The sequence below is a fragment of the Streptomyces sp. NPDC029674 genome, assembly GCF_044903205.1.
Classification (GTDB): domain Bacteria; phylum Actinomycetota; class Actinomycetes; order Streptomycetales; family Streptomycetaceae; genus Streptomyces.
In genome coordinates, this window is record NZ_JBJDPY010000006.1 from 261,200 (window position 1) to 275,716 (window position 14,517).

Annotated in this window: 25 protein-coding genes; 1 reads left to right on the plus strand and 24 read right to left on the minus strand. The window is 66.7% G+C overall.

The genetic code is table 11. The annotated features are described in order from the left end of the window. Window positions 1-4 precede the first annotated feature (4 nt). The 23 genes from ACI2L3_RS16800 to rpsJ form a co-directional block, all read right to left on the minus strand. Complete coding sequence (locus tag ACI2L3_RS16800) at window positions 5-658, minus strand: adenylate kinase (protein ID WP_404753118.1); 654 nt, start codon at window positions 656-658, stop codon at window positions 5-7. Next, complete coding sequence (secY, locus tag ACI2L3_RS16805) at window positions 658-1,971, minus strand: preprotein translocase subunit SecY (RefSeq protein WP_404753119.1); 1,314 nt, start codon at window positions 1,969-1,971, stop codon at window positions 658-660. Before secY ends, ACI2L3_RS16800 begins: the two co-directional genes overlap by 1 nt. Window positions 1,972-2,197: 226 nt before the next feature. Then, window positions 2,198-2,653 carry a 50S ribosomal protein L15 gene (rplO, locus tag ACI2L3_RS16810; RefSeq protein WP_062775150.1) on the minus strand — a complete coding sequence of 152 codons (456 nt, stop codon included), beginning with the start codon at window positions 2,651-2,653 and terminating at the stop codon, window positions 2,198-2,200. 1 nt (window position 2,654) lies between these two features. Beyond that, window positions 2,655-2,837, minus strand: a complete 183-nt coding sequence (rpmD, locus tag ACI2L3_RS16815; RefSeq protein WP_005481207.1) for a 50S ribosomal protein L30 — start codon at window positions 2,835-2,837, stop codon at window positions 2,655-2,657. Then, a complete protein-coding gene (gene rpsE, locus ACI2L3_RS16820) occupies window positions 2,837-3,442 on the minus strand; it encodes a 30S ribosomal protein S5 (RefSeq protein WP_055564834.1) in 606 nt (201 codons plus the stop codon). Before rpsE ends, rpmD begins: the two co-directional genes overlap by 1 nt. A 41-nt stretch (window positions 3,443-3,483) precedes the next feature. Beyond that, window positions 3,484-3,867, minus strand: a complete 384-nt coding sequence (gene rplR, locus ACI2L3_RS16825; protein ID WP_398300201.1) for a 50S ribosomal protein L18 — start codon at window positions 3,865-3,867, stop codon at window positions 3,484-3,486. Between the two features lie 3 nt (window positions 3,868-3,870). Further along, complete coding sequence (rplF, locus tag ACI2L3_RS16830) at window positions 3,871-4,410, minus strand: 50S ribosomal protein L6 (protein ID WP_055527119.1); 540 nt, start codon at window positions 4,408-4,410, stop codon at window positions 3,871-3,873. 21 nt (window positions 4,411-4,431) lie between these two features. Then, window positions 4,432-4,830 (minus strand): 30S ribosomal protein S8, encoded by a 399-nt coding sequence (gene rpsH / locus ACI2L3_RS16835; RefSeq protein ID WP_018528360.1) that lies wholly within the window; start codon window positions 4,828-4,830, stop codon window positions 4,432-4,434. A gap of 220 nt (window positions 4,831-5,050) precedes the next feature. Continuing rightward, window positions 5,051-5,236: a type Z 30S ribosomal protein S14 gene (locus tag ACI2L3_RS16840; protein WP_003956452.1), complete on the minus strand. Its 186-nt coding sequence runs from the start codon at window positions 5,234-5,236 to the stop codon at window positions 5,051-5,053. Between the two features lie 5 nt (window positions 5,237-5,241). Further along, the gene (gene rplE / locus ACI2L3_RS16845; protein ID WP_362994433.1) at window positions 5,242-5,799 is read right to left on the minus strand and encodes a 50S ribosomal protein L5; all 558 of its coding nucleotides are present in this window, start codon (window positions 5,797-5,799) and stop codon (window positions 5,242-5,244) included. Further along, on the minus strand, window positions 5,799-6,122 hold the full coding sequence (rplX, locus tag ACI2L3_RS16850; RefSeq protein ID WP_030685463.1) for a 50S ribosomal protein L24: 324 nt from the start codon (window positions 6,120-6,122) through the stop codon (window positions 5,799-5,801). Before rplX ends, rplE begins: the two co-directional genes overlap by 1 nt. Window positions 6,123-6,124: 2 nt before the next feature. Further along, window positions 6,125-6,493, minus strand: a complete 369-nt coding sequence (gene rplN, locus ACI2L3_RS16855) for a 50S ribosomal protein L14 (protein ID WP_003974257.1) — start codon at window positions 6,491-6,493, stop codon at window positions 6,125-6,127. Between the two features lie 99 nt (window positions 6,494-6,592). Continuing rightward, a complete protein-coding gene (gene rpsQ / locus ACI2L3_RS16860) occupies window positions 6,593-6,880 on the minus strand; it encodes a 30S ribosomal protein S17 (RefSeq protein WP_164321735.1) in 288 nt (95 codons plus the stop codon). Then, entirely contained in the window at window positions 6,880-7,104 is a 225-nt protein-coding gene (rpmC, locus tag ACI2L3_RS16865; protein WP_127912615.1) for a 50S ribosomal protein L29, read from the minus strand. Before rpmC ends, rpsQ begins: the two co-directional genes overlap by 1 nt. Beyond that, the gene (gene rplP / locus ACI2L3_RS16870) at window positions 7,104-7,523 is read right to left on the minus strand and encodes a 50S ribosomal protein L16 (RefSeq protein ID WP_055698227.1); all 420 of its coding nucleotides are present in this window, start codon (window positions 7,521-7,523) and stop codon (window positions 7,104-7,106) included. Before rplP ends, rpmC begins: the two co-directional genes overlap by 1 nt. A 5-nt stretch (window positions 7,524-7,528) precedes the next feature. Beyond that, window positions 7,529-8,362 (minus strand): 30S ribosomal protein S3, encoded by an 834-nt coding sequence (rpsC, locus tag ACI2L3_RS16875; protein WP_055564829.1) that lies wholly within the window; start codon window positions 8,360-8,362, stop codon window positions 7,529-7,531. Beyond that, window positions 8,362-8,709, minus strand: coding sequence for a 50S ribosomal protein L22 (gene rplV, locus ACI2L3_RS16880; RefSeq protein ID WP_004571827.1), 348 nt, complete (start codon window positions 8,707-8,709; stop codon window positions 8,362-8,364). Before rplV ends, rpsC begins: the two co-directional genes overlap by 1 nt. A gap of 41 nt (window positions 8,710-8,750) precedes the next feature. Continuing rightward, window positions 8,751-9,032: a 30S ribosomal protein S19 gene (gene rpsS, locus ACI2L3_RS16885; protein WP_030782571.1), complete on the minus strand. Its 282-nt coding sequence runs from the start codon at window positions 9,030-9,032 to the stop codon at window positions 8,751-8,753. Between the two features lie 12 nt (window positions 9,033-9,044). Then, window positions 9,045-9,881 carry a 50S ribosomal protein L2 gene (gene rplB, locus ACI2L3_RS16890; protein WP_268772968.1) on the minus strand — a complete coding sequence of 279 codons (837 nt, stop codon included), beginning with the start codon at window positions 9,879-9,881 and terminating at the stop codon, window positions 9,045-9,047. A 39-nt stretch (window positions 9,882-9,920) separates the two neighbouring features. Beyond that, window positions 9,921-10,340: a 50S ribosomal protein L23 gene (gene rplW, locus ACI2L3_RS16895; RefSeq protein WP_055564827.1), complete on the minus strand. Its 420-nt coding sequence runs from the start codon at window positions 10,338-10,340 to the stop codon at window positions 9,921-9,923. Continuing rightward, entirely contained in the window at window positions 10,340-10,993 is a 654-nt protein-coding gene (gene rplD, locus ACI2L3_RS16900) for a 50S ribosomal protein L4 (RefSeq protein ID WP_150171088.1), read from the minus strand. Before rplD ends, rplW begins: the two co-directional genes overlap by 1 nt. An 8-nt stretch (window positions 10,994-11,001) precedes the next feature. Then, entirely contained in the window at window positions 11,002-11,646 is a 645-nt protein-coding gene (gene rplC, locus ACI2L3_RS16905; protein WP_030782583.1) for a 50S ribosomal protein L3, read from the minus strand. Window positions 11,647-11,660: 14 nt separating this feature from the next. Continuing rightward, window positions 11,661-11,969, minus strand: coding sequence for a 30S ribosomal protein S10 (gene rpsJ / locus ACI2L3_RS16910; RefSeq protein WP_003948644.1), 309 nt, complete (start codon window positions 11,967-11,969; stop codon window positions 11,661-11,663). A gap of 478 nt (window positions 11,970-12,447) precedes the next feature. On the opposite strand from rpsJ, the gene ACI2L3_RS16915 reads away from it, so the two are divergent. Next, the gene (locus ACI2L3_RS16915) at window positions 12,448-13,959 is read left to right on the plus strand and encodes an ADP-ribosylglycohydrolase family protein (protein ID WP_404753120.1); all 1,512 of its coding nucleotides are present in this window, start codon (window positions 12,448-12,450) and stop codon (window positions 13,957-13,959) included. A 32-nt stretch (window positions 13,960-13,991) separates the two neighbouring features. Here ACI2L3_RS16915 and ACI2L3_RS16920 read toward each other — a convergent pair whose 3' ends face one another. Next, complete coding sequence (locus ACI2L3_RS16920; RefSeq protein WP_404753121.1) at window positions 13,992-14,501, minus strand: hypothetical protein; 510 nt, start codon at window positions 14,499-14,501, stop codon at window positions 13,992-13,994. Between the last annotated feature and the right edge of the window lie 16 nt (window positions 14,502-14,517).

Here is a 14,517-nt window from a genome sequence, read left to right on the forward strand (position 1 = left end):
CTGGCTACTTGTCGCCCTTGAGCGCGTCCATCGCCCGCTCGGTGACCTCGTCCACCTTGCCCAGCGCCGAGATCGTCACGACCAGACCCTGCCTTCGGTAGTAGTCGATGATCGGCTCGGTCTGCGTGTGGTAGACCTCGAGGCGCTTGCGGACGGTGTCCTCGCTGTCGTCCTCACGCTGGTAGAGCTCGCCGCCGCAGACGTCGCAGACGCCCTCCTGCTTCGGCTTGCTGTACGTCACGTGGAAGACGTGGCTGGAGTCCTTGCGGCAGATGCGCCGGCCCGCGATCCGCTTGACGACCTCGTCCTCCGGGACCTCCAGGTCCAGGACGGCGTCGAGCTTCACGTCATCGGCCTTGAGCGCCACGTCCAGCGCCTCCGCCTGCGACACGTTGCGCGGGAACCCGTCGAGCAGGAAGCCGTTCTCGGCGTCCGGCTTCGCCATGCGGTCCTTCGCCATGCCGATGGTCACCTCGTCGGGCACCAGGTTCCCGGCGTCCATGTACGCCTTCGCCTGCTTGCCAAGATCCGTGCCCTGGCTGATGTTGGCACGGAAGAGGTCGCCCGTGGAGATGTGCGGGATCGACAGGTTCTTGGCGAGGAACGCGGCCTGCGTTCCCTTGCCCGCACCGGGCGGCCCGACGAGGACGATACGCATCAGCGGAGGAACCCTTCGTAATTGCGCTGCTGGAGCTGGCTCTCGATCTGCTTCACGGTTTCCAGACCCACACCCACGATGATGAGGATGCTCGTCCCGCCGAACGGGAAGTTCTGGTTAGCCCCGAAGCCCACCAACGCCATCGTCGGCACAAGAGCGATCAGACCCAGATACAGCGAACCCGGCCAGGTGATCCGGTTGAGTACGTAGCTCAGATACTCAGCGGTCGGACGGCCAGCCCGGATGCCCGGGATGAAGCCACCATACTTCTTCATGTTGTCGGCGACTTCCTCGGGGTTGAAGGAGATCGCGACGTAGAAGAAGGCGAAGAAGACGATCAGGATGAAGTACGTGGCGATGTAAATCGGATGGTCACCCGTGGTCAGGTTTGCCTCGATCCACTGCTTCCATCCGGAATTGCCGCCCGCGAACTGGGCGACGAGAGCCGGGATGTACAGCAGCGAGGAGGCGAAGATCACAGGGATGATGCCCGCCTGGTTCACCTTCAGCGGGATGTACGTCGACGTCCCTCCGTAGGACCGGCGGCCGATCATGCGCTTCGCGTACTGGACCGGAATGCGCCGCTGCGCCTGCTCGACGAAGACCACCAGGCCGACCATGAAGAGACCGACGGCGATGACGGTGCCGAACTCGATCCAGCCGTCGGCCAGGTCGCCCTGCTCCTTGATGGCCCACAGGGCGCTCGGGAACGTGGCGGCGATCGAGATGAACATCAGGATCGACATGCCGTTGCCGATGCCGCGGTCGGTGATGAGCTCACCGAGCCACATGACACAGGCCGTACCCGCGGTCATCGTGATGACCATGGTCATGGTGACGAAGATCGACTGGTCGGGCACGATCTCGCTGGCGACCGGGCAGCCCTGGAAGAGGGTGCCGGTGCGGGCGGTGGCCACCAGGCCGGTGCCCTGGAGGATCGCGAGCGCGATGGTCAGATAGCGCGTGTACTGCGTGATCTTCGCTGTGCCGGCCTGGCCCTCCTTCTTGAGGGCCTCGAGTCGCGGGATCACCACGGTCAACAGCTGCAGAATGATGCTCGCCGTGATGTACGGCATGATGCCGAGCGCGAAGATCGTGATCTGCAGCAGCGCGCCGCCGCTGAACATGTTGACGAGACCGAACAGGCCCTGGTTCGCATTGGCGTTGTCAATGCAGGCCTGGACGTTCTTGTAGTTGACACCGGGGATCGGCACATGCGTACCCACCCGGTAGATCACGATGATGCCGAGCGTGAAGAGCAGCTTCTTGCGCAGGTCGGGCGTCTTGAACGCCCGGGCGAACGCGGTGAGCACGGTGCCTCCTGCGACCCCCGCGCGCGTGCGCCAGAGGTGGTGGTCTGAGGATCGACGAATACATATCAGTCAAGAAAACCGTGCGGGCAGACCGCACGGAGCTTAGACAGTGCACGCCACCTTACCGGCGACCGTGCCCCCCTTGGAACGACCAACCGGGGATGCCCCTTTTGTGGGGCATCCCCGGCTGGGAATCGCTCATGTCATCGACACGTCTGAGGGAAAATCAGACGAGCTCGGTGACGGTACCGCCCGCGGCGGTGATCTTCTCCTTGGCGGAGCCGGAGACGGCGTCGACCGTCACCTGCAGCGCCACGGTGAGCTCACCCTGGCCGAGCACCTTGACGAGGCTGTTCTTGCGAACGGCACCCTTGGCGACGAGACCCTCGACGGTGACCTCGCCACCCTCCGGGTACAGCGCGCTCAGCTTGTCGAGGTTCACGACCTGGAACTCGGTCTTGAACGGGTTCTTGAAGCCCTTGAGCTTCGGGAGACGCATGTGGAGGGGCATCTGGCCACCCTCGAAGCGCTCCGGAACCTGGTAACGGGCCTTGGTGCCCTTGGTACCACGACCAGCGGTCTTACCCTTGGACGCCTCACCACGACCCACACGGGTCTTGGCAGTCTTGGCGCCCGGGGCGGGCCGGAGGTTGTGGACCTTCAGCGGGTTCTGCTCCGCCATGTCAGTCGACCTCCTCAACCGTCACGAGGTGGCGGACGGTGTGCACCATGCCGCGGAACTCGGGACGGTCCTCCTTGACGACCTGCGTGTTGATGCCCTTGAGACCAAGGGAGCGCAGGGTGTCGCGGTGGTTCTGCTTGCTGCCGATGTACGACTTCGTCTGCGTGATCTTGAGCTGTGCCATTACGCACCCGCTCCCGCACGCGCACGAAGGAGAGCCGCGGGGGCGACGTCCTCGAGGGGCAGACCACGGCGAGCCGCGATCTCCTCGGGACGCTGCAGGCCCTTGAGGGCCGCCACGGTCGCGTGCACGATGTTGATCGCGTTGTCGGAGCCCAGGGACTTCGACAGGATGTCGTGAACGCCCGCGCACTCGAGCACGGCACGCACCGGGCCACCGGCGATAACACCGGTACCGGGGGAAGCAGGCTTGAGCAGGACGACGCCTGCGGCCTTCTCACCCTGGATGGGGTGCGGGATGGTGCCCTGGATACGGGGGACCTTGAAGAAGTGCTTCTTGGCCTCCTCAACACCCTTGGCGATGGCGGCCGGCACCTCCTTGGCCTTGCCGTAACCGACACCCACGGTGCCGTCACCGTCGCCCACTACGACGAGCGCAGTGAAGCTGAAGCGACGACCACCCTTCACAACCTTGGCGACGCGGTTGATCGCGACAACGCGCTCAACGTACGCGGTCTTCTCGGCGGCGGCGTTGCCACCGTCGCGACCCTTCCGGTCCCGCCGCTCGCCGCCACCGGCACCGCCACCGCGGCGCTGGGGTCCAGCCATTGGAATTACCTCTCTCTGTTTCCGCTAGCTACGGAACCGACTCAGAACTTGAGTCCGGCTTCGCGGGCGGCGTCCGCCAGGGCAGCAATGCGCCCGGCGTACTGGTTACCACCACGGTCGAACACGACAGTCTCGACACCGGCGGCCTTGGCGCGCTCGGCGACCAGGGCGCCGACCGACTTGGCCTGCGCGGACTTGTCGCCCTCGGCGCCGCGGATCGTGGTGTCCAGGGTCGAGGCCGACGCCAGGGTGTGACCCTTGATGTCGTCGATGACCTGGGCCACGATGTGGCGGTTGGAGCGCGTCACGACCAGGCGCGGACGCTCAGCCGTACCCGAGATGTGCTTACGGATGCGGATGTGACGACGCTTGATGGCAGCACGCTTGTAAGCGTCGCCCTTAGCAATCTTGACACCGTATGCCATGGCTTACTTACCCGCCTTTCCGACCTTGCGGCGGATGACTTCGCCTTCGTACTTGACGCCCTTGGCCTTGTACGGGTCGGGCTTGCGCAGCTTGCGGATGTTGGCCGCAACCTCGCCGACCTTCTGCTTGTCGATGCCCTCGACCGAGAACTTGGTCGCCGATTCGACCTTGAAGGAGATGCCCTCGGGCGCCTCGATCAGGATCGGGTGGCTGTAGCCGAGCGAGAACTCCAGGTTGGAGCCCTTCGCCAGGACGCGGTAACCGACACCGCTGATTTCGAGCTTCTTCACGTAACCCTGGGTCACGCCGGTGATCATGTTCGCCACCAGCGTGCGGGACAGGCCGTGGAGGGCCTTGTTCTGACGCTCGTCGTTCGGGCGGGTGACGTTCAGGACGCCGTCCTCACCCTTAGCGATCTCGATCGGCGCGACGATGGTGTGGCTCAGGGTGCCCTTGGGACCCTTGACCGCGACCGTCTGGCCGTCGATGGTGACGTCCACGCCGGCGGGAACCGTGATGGGGAGCTTGCCAATACGCGACATTAGCTATTCCTCCGTTCCCGACTACCAGACGTAGGCGAGGACTTCCCCACCTACGCCCTTCTTGCCTGCCTGCTGGCCGGTCAGGAGACCGTGCGACGTGGAGATGATCGCCACGCCGAGGCCGCCGAGGACCTTCGGCAGGTTGGTGGACTTCGCGTAAACCCGGAGACCGGGCTTGGAGATCCGCTTGATGCCCGCGATGGAGCGCTCACGGTTCGGGCCGAACTTCAGCTCGAGAACGAGGTTCTTGCCAACCTCGGCGTCCTCGACCTTCCAGCCCGTGATGAAGCCCTCCTGCTGGAGGATCTCCGCGATGTGAGACTTGATCTTGCTGTGCGGCATCGCCACGGTGTCGTGGTACGCCGAGTTCGCGTTACGCAGACGAGTCAGCATGTCCGCGATCGGATCAGTCATGGTCATGAATTGGCCTTCGGCCTCTCTCGCCGGGGTTTCCTATCTGCGCCATCCCTCTCCCCACTCAGAGGCAGGACGGGTGCGGCGCGGGGACCTACGGCGTAGTAAGTCGGTCAGGGCGGCAGACGCCCAACCCTCCTAGCCTAAGCCATCTGGAGGAGGGCGGCTGCCAGCCCTTTACTTACCGAGAGATCCAGGAGTCCTTTAACCCTTGAAAAAGGGGGGACTACCAGGAGCTCTTGGTCACGCCCGGGAGCTCGCCACGGTGAGCCATCTCACGAAGGCACACGCGGCAGAGGCCGAACTTGCGGTAGACGGAGTGCGGACGGCCGCAGCGCTGGCAGCGGGTGTACGCACGCACACCGAACTTGGGCTTACGAGCAGCCTTGGCAATCAGAGCCTTCTTCGCCATCTCGCTTACGCCTCCTTGAACGGGAAGCCGAGGTGACGAAGGAGCGCACGGCCCTCAGCGTCGTTGGTCGCCGTGGTCACCACGGTGATGTCCATACCCCGGACGCGGTCGATCTTGTCCTGGTCGATCTCGTGGAACATGACCTGCTCCGTGAGACCGAAGGTGTAGTTGCCACGGCCGTCGAACTGCTTGGGGGACAGACCACGGAAGTCGCGGATGCGCGGCAGCGCGAGCGACAGGGTGCGGTCCAGGAACTCCCACATGCGGTCGCCACGGAGCGTGACGTGGCAGCCGATCGGCTGGCCCTCGCGCAGCTTGAACTGCGCGATGGACTTCCGGGCCTTCGTCACGGCCGGCTTCTGGCCGGTGATCGTGGTGAGGTCGCGGATGGCGCCGTCGATCAGCTTCGAGTCACGGGCGGCGTCGCCGACACCCATGTTGACCACGATCTTGACCAGGCCGGGGATCTGCATGACGTTCTCGTAAGAGAACTCCTCACGCAGCTTGTCCTTGATCTCGTCGCGGTACTTCGTCTTGAGACGCGGAGTGGTGGTGGTCGTCATCAGATGTCCTCACCCGTCCGCTTGGCAACGCGGATCTTGTTGCCCTCGTCGTCGAAGCGGTAACCGACGCGCGTGACAACCTTGTTGCCGTCCTTCTCCACGACCAGCTGGACGTTGGAGACGTGGACGGGGGCCTCGGTCGTCACGATGCCACCGGCCTGCGAGCCGCTGGCGGTCGGGCCGGCCTTCGTGTGCTTCTTGACCCGGTTGACACCCTCGACCAGGACGCGCTCCTCGCGCGGGTAAGCGGCAATGACCTTGCCCTGCTTGCCCTTGTCCTTACCGGTGATGACCTGGACCAGGTCGCCCTTCTTGATCTTCATGCTTACAGCACCTCCGGCGCGAGCGAGATGATCTTCATGAACTTCTTCTCGCGCAGCTCACGGCCGACAGGGCCGAAGATACGGGTGCCGCGAGGGTCGCCGTCGTTCTTCAGAATGACGGCGGCGTTCTCGTCGAAGCGGATGTACGAGCCGTCCGGACGGCGGCGCTCCTTGACGGTGCGAACGATGACCGCCTTGACGACGTCACCCTTCTTCACGTTGCCACCGGGGATCGCGTCCTTGACGGTGGCGACGATGACGTCACCGATGCCCGCGTAGCGGCGACCCGAGCCACCGAGAACACGGATGGTGAGAATTTCCTTCGCACCCGTGTTGTCGGCGACGCGCAGTCGCGACTCCTGCTGGATCACGTCTATCTCCTGTTTGTCTGCCGGTTCCCCCGGGGCAGTTCAGCGAACTGCCCCGGGAGCCTGGCGGAACGAACTCCGAGGGGGGTGCCCCTCGGAGAATTACTTGGCCTTCTCGAGGATCTCGACGATGCGCCAGCGCTTGGTCGCCGACAGCGGACGCGTCTCCATCAGGAGGACGCGGTCGCCGACGCCGGCAGCGTTCTGCTCGTCGTGCGCCTTGAGCTTGTTGGTACGGCGGATGACCTTGCCGTACAGCGCGTGCTTGACGCGGTCCTCGACGGCGACGACGACGGTCTTGTCCATCTTGTCGCTGACGACAAGGCCCTCACGGGTCTTGCGGAAGCCGCGCGCGGCCTTCGTCTCTTCAGTCACGTTGCTCTCGCTCATCAGGCGCTCTCCACCGTCTCGATGCCCAGCTCGCGCTCACGCATCAGGGTGTAGATCCGCGCGATGTCCTTACGGACGGCCTTGAGCCGACCGTGGTTCTCGAGCTGGCCCGTCGCCGCCTGGAAGCGGAGGTTGAACAGCTCTTCCTTGGCTTCGCGAAGCTTGTTGACAAGCTCCTCGTCGCCCAGCTCGCGCAGCTCGGACGCCTTGGTACCGGCCGACATCACGACTCACCTGCCTCGCGCCGGACGATGCGGCACTTCATCGGAAGCTTGTGAGCAGCGCGGGTAAGCGCCTCACGAGCAATCTTCTCGTTGGGGTACGACAGCTCGAACATGACGCGTCCGGGCTTGACGTTGGCGACCCACCACTCCGGCGAACCCTTACCGGAACCCATGCGGGTCTCGGCAGGCTTCTTGGTGAGGGGGCGGTCCGGGTAGATGTTGATCCAGACCTTGCCGCCACGCTTGATGTGACGCGTCATCGCGATACGAGCTGCCTCGATCTGACGGTTCGTCACGTACGCCGGGGTCAGCGCCTGGATGCCGTACTCGCCGAACGCAACCTGCGTGCCACCCTTGGACATACCGCTGCGCTTCGGGTGGTGCTGCTTGCGGTGCTTGACCCTACGGGGGATCAGCATTTCGGTCAGGCCTCCGTTCCGGTGCTCTCAGCAGCCGGAGCAGCGGCGGGCGCCTCGGCCTTGGGGGCCTCGGCGGCCGGAGCCGACTGCTGCGGCTTGCGACCGCGGCCGCCACGCTCGCCACCACGGCCACCACGGGCCGGGCGGTCGTTGCCACCACGGGCCGGGCGGTTGCCGGCGCGGGCAGCGGCGTTCTCGGCGCGGACCTCGGCGATGTTCTTGACGTCGCCCTTGTAGATCCAGACCTTCACGCCGATACGGCCGAAGGTCGTCTTGGCCTCGAAGAAGCCGTAGTCGACGTTCGCACGGAGCGTGTGCAGGGGCACGCGGCCCTCGCGGTAGAACTCCGAGCGGGACATCTCGGCGCCGCCGAGACGGCCACCACACTGGATCTTGATGCCCTTGGCGCCCGCCTTCATCGCCGACTGCATGCTCTTGCGCATGGCACGACGGAAGGAGACGCGGGAGGACAGCTGCTCCGCCACGGCCTGGGCCACGAGCTGAGCGTCGACCTCGGGGTTCTTGACCTCGAGGATGTTCAGCTGGACCTGCTTGCCCGTGAGCTTCTCGAGGTCACCGCGGATGCGGTCGGCCTCGGCGCCACGGCGGCCGATGACGATGCCGGGACGGGCGGTGTGGATGTCCACACGCACGCGGTCACGGGTGCGCTCGATCTCAACCTTCGAGATGCCGGCGCGCTCCATGCCGGACGTCATCATCCGACGGATGGCGACGTCTTCCTTGACGTAGTCCTTGTACAGCTTGTCGGCGTACCAACGCGACTTGAAGTCGGTGGTGACACCGAGCCGGAACCCGTGCGGGTTTACCTTCTGGCCCATTACCGGGTTCCTTCCTTGCTGCTGACGACCACGGTGATGTGGCTGGTCCGCTTACGGATCCGGTAGGCACGGCCCTGAGCACGCGGACGGAACCGCTTCAGGGTCGGGCCCTCATCCACGTACGCCTCGCTGATGACCAGCGAAGAGGCGTCGGTGTGGTCGTAGTTGTGCGCGGCGTTGGCAATGGCGCTGTCCAGCACCTTGCCGACCGGCACGCTCGCGGCCTGCGGGGCGAAACGCAGGACCGCCTGAGCCTCCGTGGCATCCATGCCACGGATGAGGTCCACCACGCGGCGGGCCTTCATGGGCGTGACGCGGATGTACCGCGCCTGGGCCCTGGCTTCCATGGTTGTCCCTTCGGTGTTAGTCATAGTCGTTCCACCCCGCGTTAGCGGCGCTTCGACTTCCGGTCGTCCTTGACGTGGCCGCGGAAGGTGCGAGTCGGCGAGAACTCGCCGAGCTTGTGGCCGACCATCGACTCGGTGACGAACACCGGGATGTGGGTCTTGCCGTTGTGCACCGCGATCGTGTGACCCAGCATGCTGGGAATGATCATCGAGCGACGGGACCAGGTCTTGATGACGTTCTTGGTGCCGGCTTCGTTCTGGGCGTCCACCTTCTTTACGAGGTGGTCGTCGACGAAGGGCCCCTTCTTGAGACTGCGCGGCATCTAAACCCGCTCCTAGCGCTTCTTGTTCGACTTGCGGCGGCGGACGATGTACTTGTTGCTCGCCTTGTTGCGATCACGAGTACGACCCTCCTTCTTGCCCCACGGCGAGACCGGGTGACGACCACCGGAGGTCTTGCCTTCACCACCACCGTGCGGGTGGTCGACCGGGTTCATCACGACACCACGCACGGTCGGGCGGACGCCCTTCCAGCGCATGCGGCCGGCCTTGCCCCAGTTGATGTTCGACTGCTCGGCGTTGCCGACCTCGCCGATGGTGGCGCGGCAGCGGACGTCGACCAGACGGATCTCACCGGACGGCATGCGAAGGTGCGCCATGGCGCCTTCCTTCGCGAGCAGCTGCACGGAGGCACCCGCGGAGCGGGCGAACTTCGCGCCGCCGCCGGGCCGCAGCTCGATGGCGTGGATGGTCGTACCGACCGGGATGTTGCGCAGCGCCATGTTGTTGCCGGGCTTGATGTCGGCGCCGGCGCCACTCTCGATCCGGTCACCCTGCTGCGTGCCGCGCGGGGCGAGGATGTAGCGCTTCTCGCCGTCCGCGTAGTGCAGCAGCGCGATGCGCGCGGTGCGGTTGGGGTCGTACTCGATGTGCGCGACCTTGGCCGGCACGCCGTCCTTGTCGTGGCGACGGAAGTCGATCACGCGGTAGGCGCGCTTGTGGCCACCACCCTGGTGGCGAACGGTCACACGACCGGAATTGTTACGGCCGCCCTTGCTGTGCAGCGGGCGAACCAGCGACTTCTCCGGCGTGGACCGCGTTACCTCGACGAAGTCGGCTACGGAGGAGCCACGGCGGCCCGGCGTAGTCGGCTTGTACTTGCGGATTCCCATTTCTCAGTCCTCGTCCGATATTCGGACCAGGGCGCTCCGTTAGGAGGCCTGGCCGAAGATGTCGATACGGTCGCCCTCAGCAAGGGTCACGATGGCGCGCTTGGTGTCGGCACGCTTGCCGAAACCGGTGCGCGTACGCTTCCGCTTGCCCTGACGGTTGATCGTGTTGACGCCGGTGACCTTGACCGAGAAGACCGCCTCGACGGCCTGCTTGATCTGGGTCTTGTTGGCGCCCGGGGCCACGATGAACGTGTACTTGCCCTCGTCGAGCAGCGCGTACGACTTCTCGGAGACGACCGGCTTGACGAGGACGTCGCGCGGGTCCGAGAAGGACTTGCTCAGCGGGGTGGGCTCAACGGCGATCTTGCCCTCGGTCGCGATGCGCTTCGCCTTGGCGACGCGCGCGGCCTTGGCGGCCTTCGCGGCCTTGGACGCGATGCTCTGGTGACGGATGGCCATCAGGCTTCGCTCCCTTCGGTGTCAGTGGCCTTCGGGCCGGACACGAAGGACTCGAACGCGGCCTTGGTGAAGACCACGTCGTCCGAGACGAGCACGTCGTACGTGTTCAGCTGGCCCGGCTCCAGGATGTGGACCTGGGGCAGGTTGCGGGCGGAGAGCAGCGACAGCTCGTCCGAGCGCTCGATGACCAGGAGCACGTTCTTGCGCTCGCTGACCTTGCCGAGCAGGCTCTTCGCGGCCTTCGTCGAGATCTCGCCCTCGACCACGCCGGAGACGACGTGGATGCGGGAGTTGCGCGCCCGGTCGGTGAGGGCGTGACGCAGGGCGGCAGCCTTCATCTTCTTGGGGGTGCGCTGCGAGTAGTCACGCGGCACGGGGCCGTGGACGACGCCACCGCCGGCGAACTGCGGCGCACGGGTCGAACCCTGGCGCGCGCGGCCGGTGCCCTTCTGGCGGTAAGGCTTCTTGCCACCACCACGGACTTCGCCGCGGGTCTTGGTCTTGTGCGTGCCCTGACGGGCCGCGGCCAGCTGCGCGACGACGACCTGGTGGATCAGCGGGATGCTGATCTTCTCGACGTCGAAGATCTCCGCGGGGAGCTCGACCGTCCCGGTCTTGTCGCCTGCCGGCGAAAGGATGTCAATGGTGCTCATGGGTTACCTCAGGCCCCCTTGGCCGCGGTACGGACCAGGACGAGGCCGCCGTTCGGACCGGGGACCGCGCCCTTGATGAGCAGCAGACCCTTCTCCGCGTCAACGGCGTGGACGGTCAGGTTCTGGGTGGTGACCCGCTCGTTGCCCATGCGACCCGCCATGCGCATGCCCTTGAAGACACGGCCGGGGGTGGCACAGCCACCGATGGAACCGGGCTTGCGGTGCACGCGGTGGGCACCGTGGGAGGCCTTGCCGCCGTGGAAGTTGTGACGCTTCATCACACCGGCGAAGCCCTTGCCCTTGCTCTTGCCGGTGACGTCGACCTTGATACCGGCCTCGAACGTCTCGGCAGTCAGCTCCTGGCCGAGGGTGTACTCGCTGGCACCAGCGGTACGGATCTCGACGAGGTGGCGACGGGGGGTCACGTCGGCCTTGGCGAAGTGGCCCTTGAGGGGCTTGTTCACCTTGCGCGGGTCGATCTCGCCGAAGGCGATCTGGACCGACTCGTAGCCGTCGCTGTCATTCGTACGGACCTGGGTAACGACGCAGGGCCCGGCCTTGACCACGGTCACCGGGACGACACGGTTGTTCTCGTCCCAGACCTGGGTCATGCCGAGCTTCTCGCCCAGGATGCCCTTGATCTGCTTGGTCATCTTCTTCGCGCCCTTCAGAGCTTGATCTCGATGTCAACGCCGGCCGGAAGGTCCAGGCGCATCAGCGAGTCAACGGTCTTGGGGGTCGGGTCGAGGATGTCGATCAGGCGCTTGTGCGTGCGCATCTCGAAGTGCTCGCGCGAGTCCTTGTACTTGTGCGGCGACTTGATGACGCAGTACACGTTCTTCTCAGTGGGCAGCGGCACCGGGCCCGCGACCGACGCACCAGTGCGAGTCACCGTCTCGACGATCTTCTTCGCCGAAGAGTCGATGACCTCGTGGTCGTAGGCCTTGAGCCGGATGCGGATCTTCTGTCCCGCCATGGCTACTTAGTAGTCCTTTGTCTCGAACGCTCTGGCTCCCGCTAGGCCCTTTTTTCTACTTCCTCCGACCCACGCGGTCGGGCGTGTCGCAGTCCCGCTCACACAGTTCTCCCGAAGGAGAATCCCTGCTAGGGGCTGCGGCCCTGATGACCGCGGGTCCGGGGGAAGAAACCCACCGGGCGCCTGGCCGAACCACCGCGCTGCACTTCCCGAAAGATTCCCGTACGTCCGCCCCAGCGCTGCCTACAGGCCCTTTCGGGCCCCTCGACAGATGAGGGCGACGAGTACTGTGGGACTCGCTTCCGGTCCTCCCGGCGGGAGGCGCGCAGCATCGGCACTCAACCGAGCAACCAGGACAGTCTGCCATACGGGGCACGCCCGGTGCCAATCGAGCCGAAGAGCGTACCCGGTGAGTGACGGAGGTCAAACCCGGGGTGCGGTCGGCGCGCCGGAGCGGGGTTCGGGCAGGCTGGGCGGGATGAGTGCCGCAACCTCTCCCGGCCCGGGCTTCGTCCCGCGCTTCGTCCCGCGGAAGCACATCAACCCGCGCTTCGCGGACGACGTGGCGTTCTCGCAGGTGAGCGGCCCCGCGGAGTATGCGCGGGAGACCGCCCGGCCCGTCCGGTACGTCGCCGTGTCCGACGACCGCGGCACCGTCACCACGTACGTGTGGGCGTGCGACGAGGACGACGCGGCGGGATGGATCGTACGCGGGGACGCGGACCTCCGAGCGGTCAACGACAGCCGCTGGATGCGTCGGCTGCGCGAGGGCAAGGCCCGGGGCGTACCCCCCACGGCGGTTCTGGACGAGCTCCTGGAGTCGCCCTCCGTGGTCCCCGGCTCCCTCACCACCGCCCCGAGCCTCGCATCGCTGTACGACCTGGCGGACCTGCCCCCACGAGCTCCCAGGTGGCGGTCGGCCCGCGGAGCCCTCTTCGGCCTGGCGATCGGCGACGCGATGGGCCGCCCCCTCTCGACTCTCTCCATGGACCGCATCACGGCGACGTACGGCACCTGGGACTCCATGGAGCTCCCCCTGTCGGACGACGGCACGGTCCGCGTCTCCGACCAGACACAGCTGACGCTCGCGGTCGGCGAGGCGCTGGCTGAGGTCGCGGTGAAGGCGCCCCTCCCGGAGGCGGAGGCACGCCATGCCCTCACGACGCGGGGCGCCCTGCCGGCCCCGCCCTGGCTCACGCCCGCGGCCGTCACGACGGCCCTGCGCACCCACCTGGTCCGCTGGCGGCACTCCCCCGACAACGACCGCTCCCCCGGCCGTACGACCCTCGACGCCTGCACGGCGCTGGCGGCGCCCGCTCCCTGGCAAGAGGCGACCGCCACCGGATCAAAGGGCTGCGCCACGGTGGTCCGCGCGGCCGCCGTCGGCCTGACCCCGCACCTGTCCCCCGACCAGCGCTCGGCCATCGCCCAGCTCCAGGCGGCCCTCACCCACGGCCACCCCACGGCCTTGGCGGCGAGCGACCTGGCGGCCCACGCGGTCGACCTCCTCAGACACCGCGGCTGCGCCCCGGCCGACCTGCTCCCCCTCCTCCGCACCCACGCGGAGACGTCCCGGCACACCTACCGGGCCGACTGGCTCGGCGACCTGGCGCCCCGGGCCGGGGCCGGAAACCCCGCGACGTACATCGCGGCCGGCTGGGACGACTGCCTGCACGCCCTGAACAACGTCCAGGCCGCCCTGCGAGAGCCCGACCCGAACCGGGAGCCGGGCCACGCGACCGGCACGTCCTGGACGGCCGACGAGGTCCTGGCCGCCGCCCTGTACGCCTTCCTCATCACCGATGCCCACCCCCGCTACGCCCTCCGCCGGGCCGCACACACCTCGGGCGCCCCGTCGGCGACGGCAGCCTTGACCGGCGCCTTCGCCGGAGCCCACCACGGCCCGTCGAGGTGGCCACCGGAGTGGCTGGAAGCGGTGGAGTACGGAACCCGACTGGACGCCCTCAGCAAGGCGTGGGACCTGAAGTAACCCTCAACGCCACCGGAACCAGCGGCCCGGCCTCAGAACGCCTCCAGATAGACCCTCGCCCGGCCGCCCCCGAGCGACTGGACGTACACCTCGATCCACTGCACCCGCCCCCGGCGATCGTCGCCCACGCACGGCGGACATACGCCTGCCCACCGCGTCCCCGACAGGGTCTGCGGCTCCGCCAGCCCCAAGTACCCGAAGAGCTCGGCCTCCGGCGCGGCATCGTTCTTCCGCGCCTCAAGAGGCCCCTCGGAGCGCAGGGACTCCGCGATGCCCTCGGCGTCCCGCTCGCCGGTGACGAAGGACAGGACGTAGACGTCCTCCCGCGGATTGACCTGCACGGCACCCACCACCCCGGTCGCTCCCTCCGGGACGGTGACCTTCATGAAGGCGGCCGTGTCCGCCGCCCCCGCCTTCGCGTCCCAGTACCGGTCCCGCCCCTCGGTCACTTGCCTGTCGCCCGCGTCCGGGACGGCACACCCGGCGAGCAGGAGCCCGACGGACAGGGCCGCGACGGCGCCCGCGCCACGCTTGGTACGCACCGGTTCCTTTCGCCTC

Coding starts and splice junctions, on each gene's coding strand:
- ACI2L3_RS16800 (WP_404753118.1), bottom strand. CDS start 658: ATGCGTATCGTCCTCGTCGGGCCGCCCGGTGCGGGCAAGGGAACGCAG.
- rplO (WP_062775150.1), bottom strand. CDS start 2,653: ATGGCGGAGCAGAACCCGCTGAAGGTCCACAACCTCCGGCCCGCCCCG.
- rpmD (WP_005481207.1), bottom strand. CDS start 2,837: ATGGCACAGCTCAAGATCACGCAGACGAAGTCGTACATCGGCAGCAAG.
- rpsE (WP_055564834.1), bottom strand. CDS start 3,442: ATGGCTGGACCCCAGCGCCGCGGTGGCGGTGCCGGTGGCGGCGAGCGG.
- rplR (WP_398300201.1), bottom strand. CDS start 3,867: ATGGCATACGGTGTCAAGATTGCTAAGGGCGACGCTTACAAGCGTGCT.
- rplF (WP_055527119.1), bottom strand. CDS start 4,410: ATGTCGCGTATTGGCAAGCTCCCCATCACGGTTCCCGCCGGCGTGGAC.
- rpsH (WP_018528360.1), bottom strand. CDS start 4,830: ATGACCATGACTGATCCGATCGCGGACATGCTGACTCGTCTGCGTAAC.
- ACI2L3_RS16840 (WP_003956452.1), bottom strand. CDS start 5,236: ATGGCGAAGAAGGCTCTGATTGCCAAGGCTGCTCGTAAGCCCAAGTTC.
- rplE (WP_362994433.1), bottom strand. CDS start 5,799: ATGACGACCACCACCACTCCGCGTCTCAAGACGAAGTACCGCGACGAG.
- rplX (WP_030685463.1), bottom strand. CDS start 6,122: ATGAAGATCAAGAAGGGCGACCTGGTCCAGGTCATCACCGGTAAGGAC.
- rpsQ (WP_164321735.1), bottom strand. CDS start 6,880: ATGAGCGAGAGCAACGTGACTGAAGAGACGAAGGCCGCGCGCGGCTTC.
- rpmC (WP_127912615.1), bottom strand. CDS start 7,104: ATGTCGGCCGGTACCAAGGCGTCCGAGCTGCGCGAGCTGGGCGACGAG.
- rplP (WP_055698227.1), bottom strand. CDS start 7,523: ATGCTGATCCCCCGTAGGGTCAAGCACCGCAAGCAGCACCACCCGAAG.
- rpsC (WP_055564829.1), bottom strand. CDS start 8,362: ATGGGCCAGAAGGTAAACCCGCACGGGTTCCGGCTCGGTGTCACCACC.
- rplV (WP_004571827.1), bottom strand. CDS start 8,709: ATGGAAGCCAGGGCCCAGGCGCGGTACATCCGCGTCACGCCCATGAAG.
- rpsS (WP_030782571.1), bottom strand. CDS start 9,032: ATGCCGCGCAGTCTCAAGAAGGGGCCCTTCGTCGACGACCACCTCGTA.
- rplB (WP_268772968.1), bottom strand. CDS start 9,881: ATGGGAATCCGCAAGTACAAGCCGACTACGCCGGGCCGCCGTGGCTCC.
- rplW (WP_055564827.1), bottom strand. CDS start 10,340: ATGGCCATCCGTCACCAGAGCATCGCGTCCAAGGCCGCGAAGGCCGCC.
- rplD (WP_150171088.1), bottom strand. CDS start 10,993: ATGAGCACCATTGACATCCTTTCGCCGGCAGGCGACAAGACCGGGACG.
- rplC (WP_030782583.1), bottom strand. CDS start 11,646: ATGACCAAGCAGATCAAGGGCATCCTGGGCGAGAAGCTCGGCATGACC.
- rpsJ (WP_003948644.1), bottom strand. CDS start 11,969: ATGGCGGGACAGAAGATCCGCATCCGGCTCAAGGCCTACGACCACGAG.
- ACI2L3_RS16915 (WP_404753120.1), top strand. CDS start 12,448: ATGAGTGCCGCAACCTCTCCCGGCCCGGGCTTCGTCCCGCGCTTCGTC.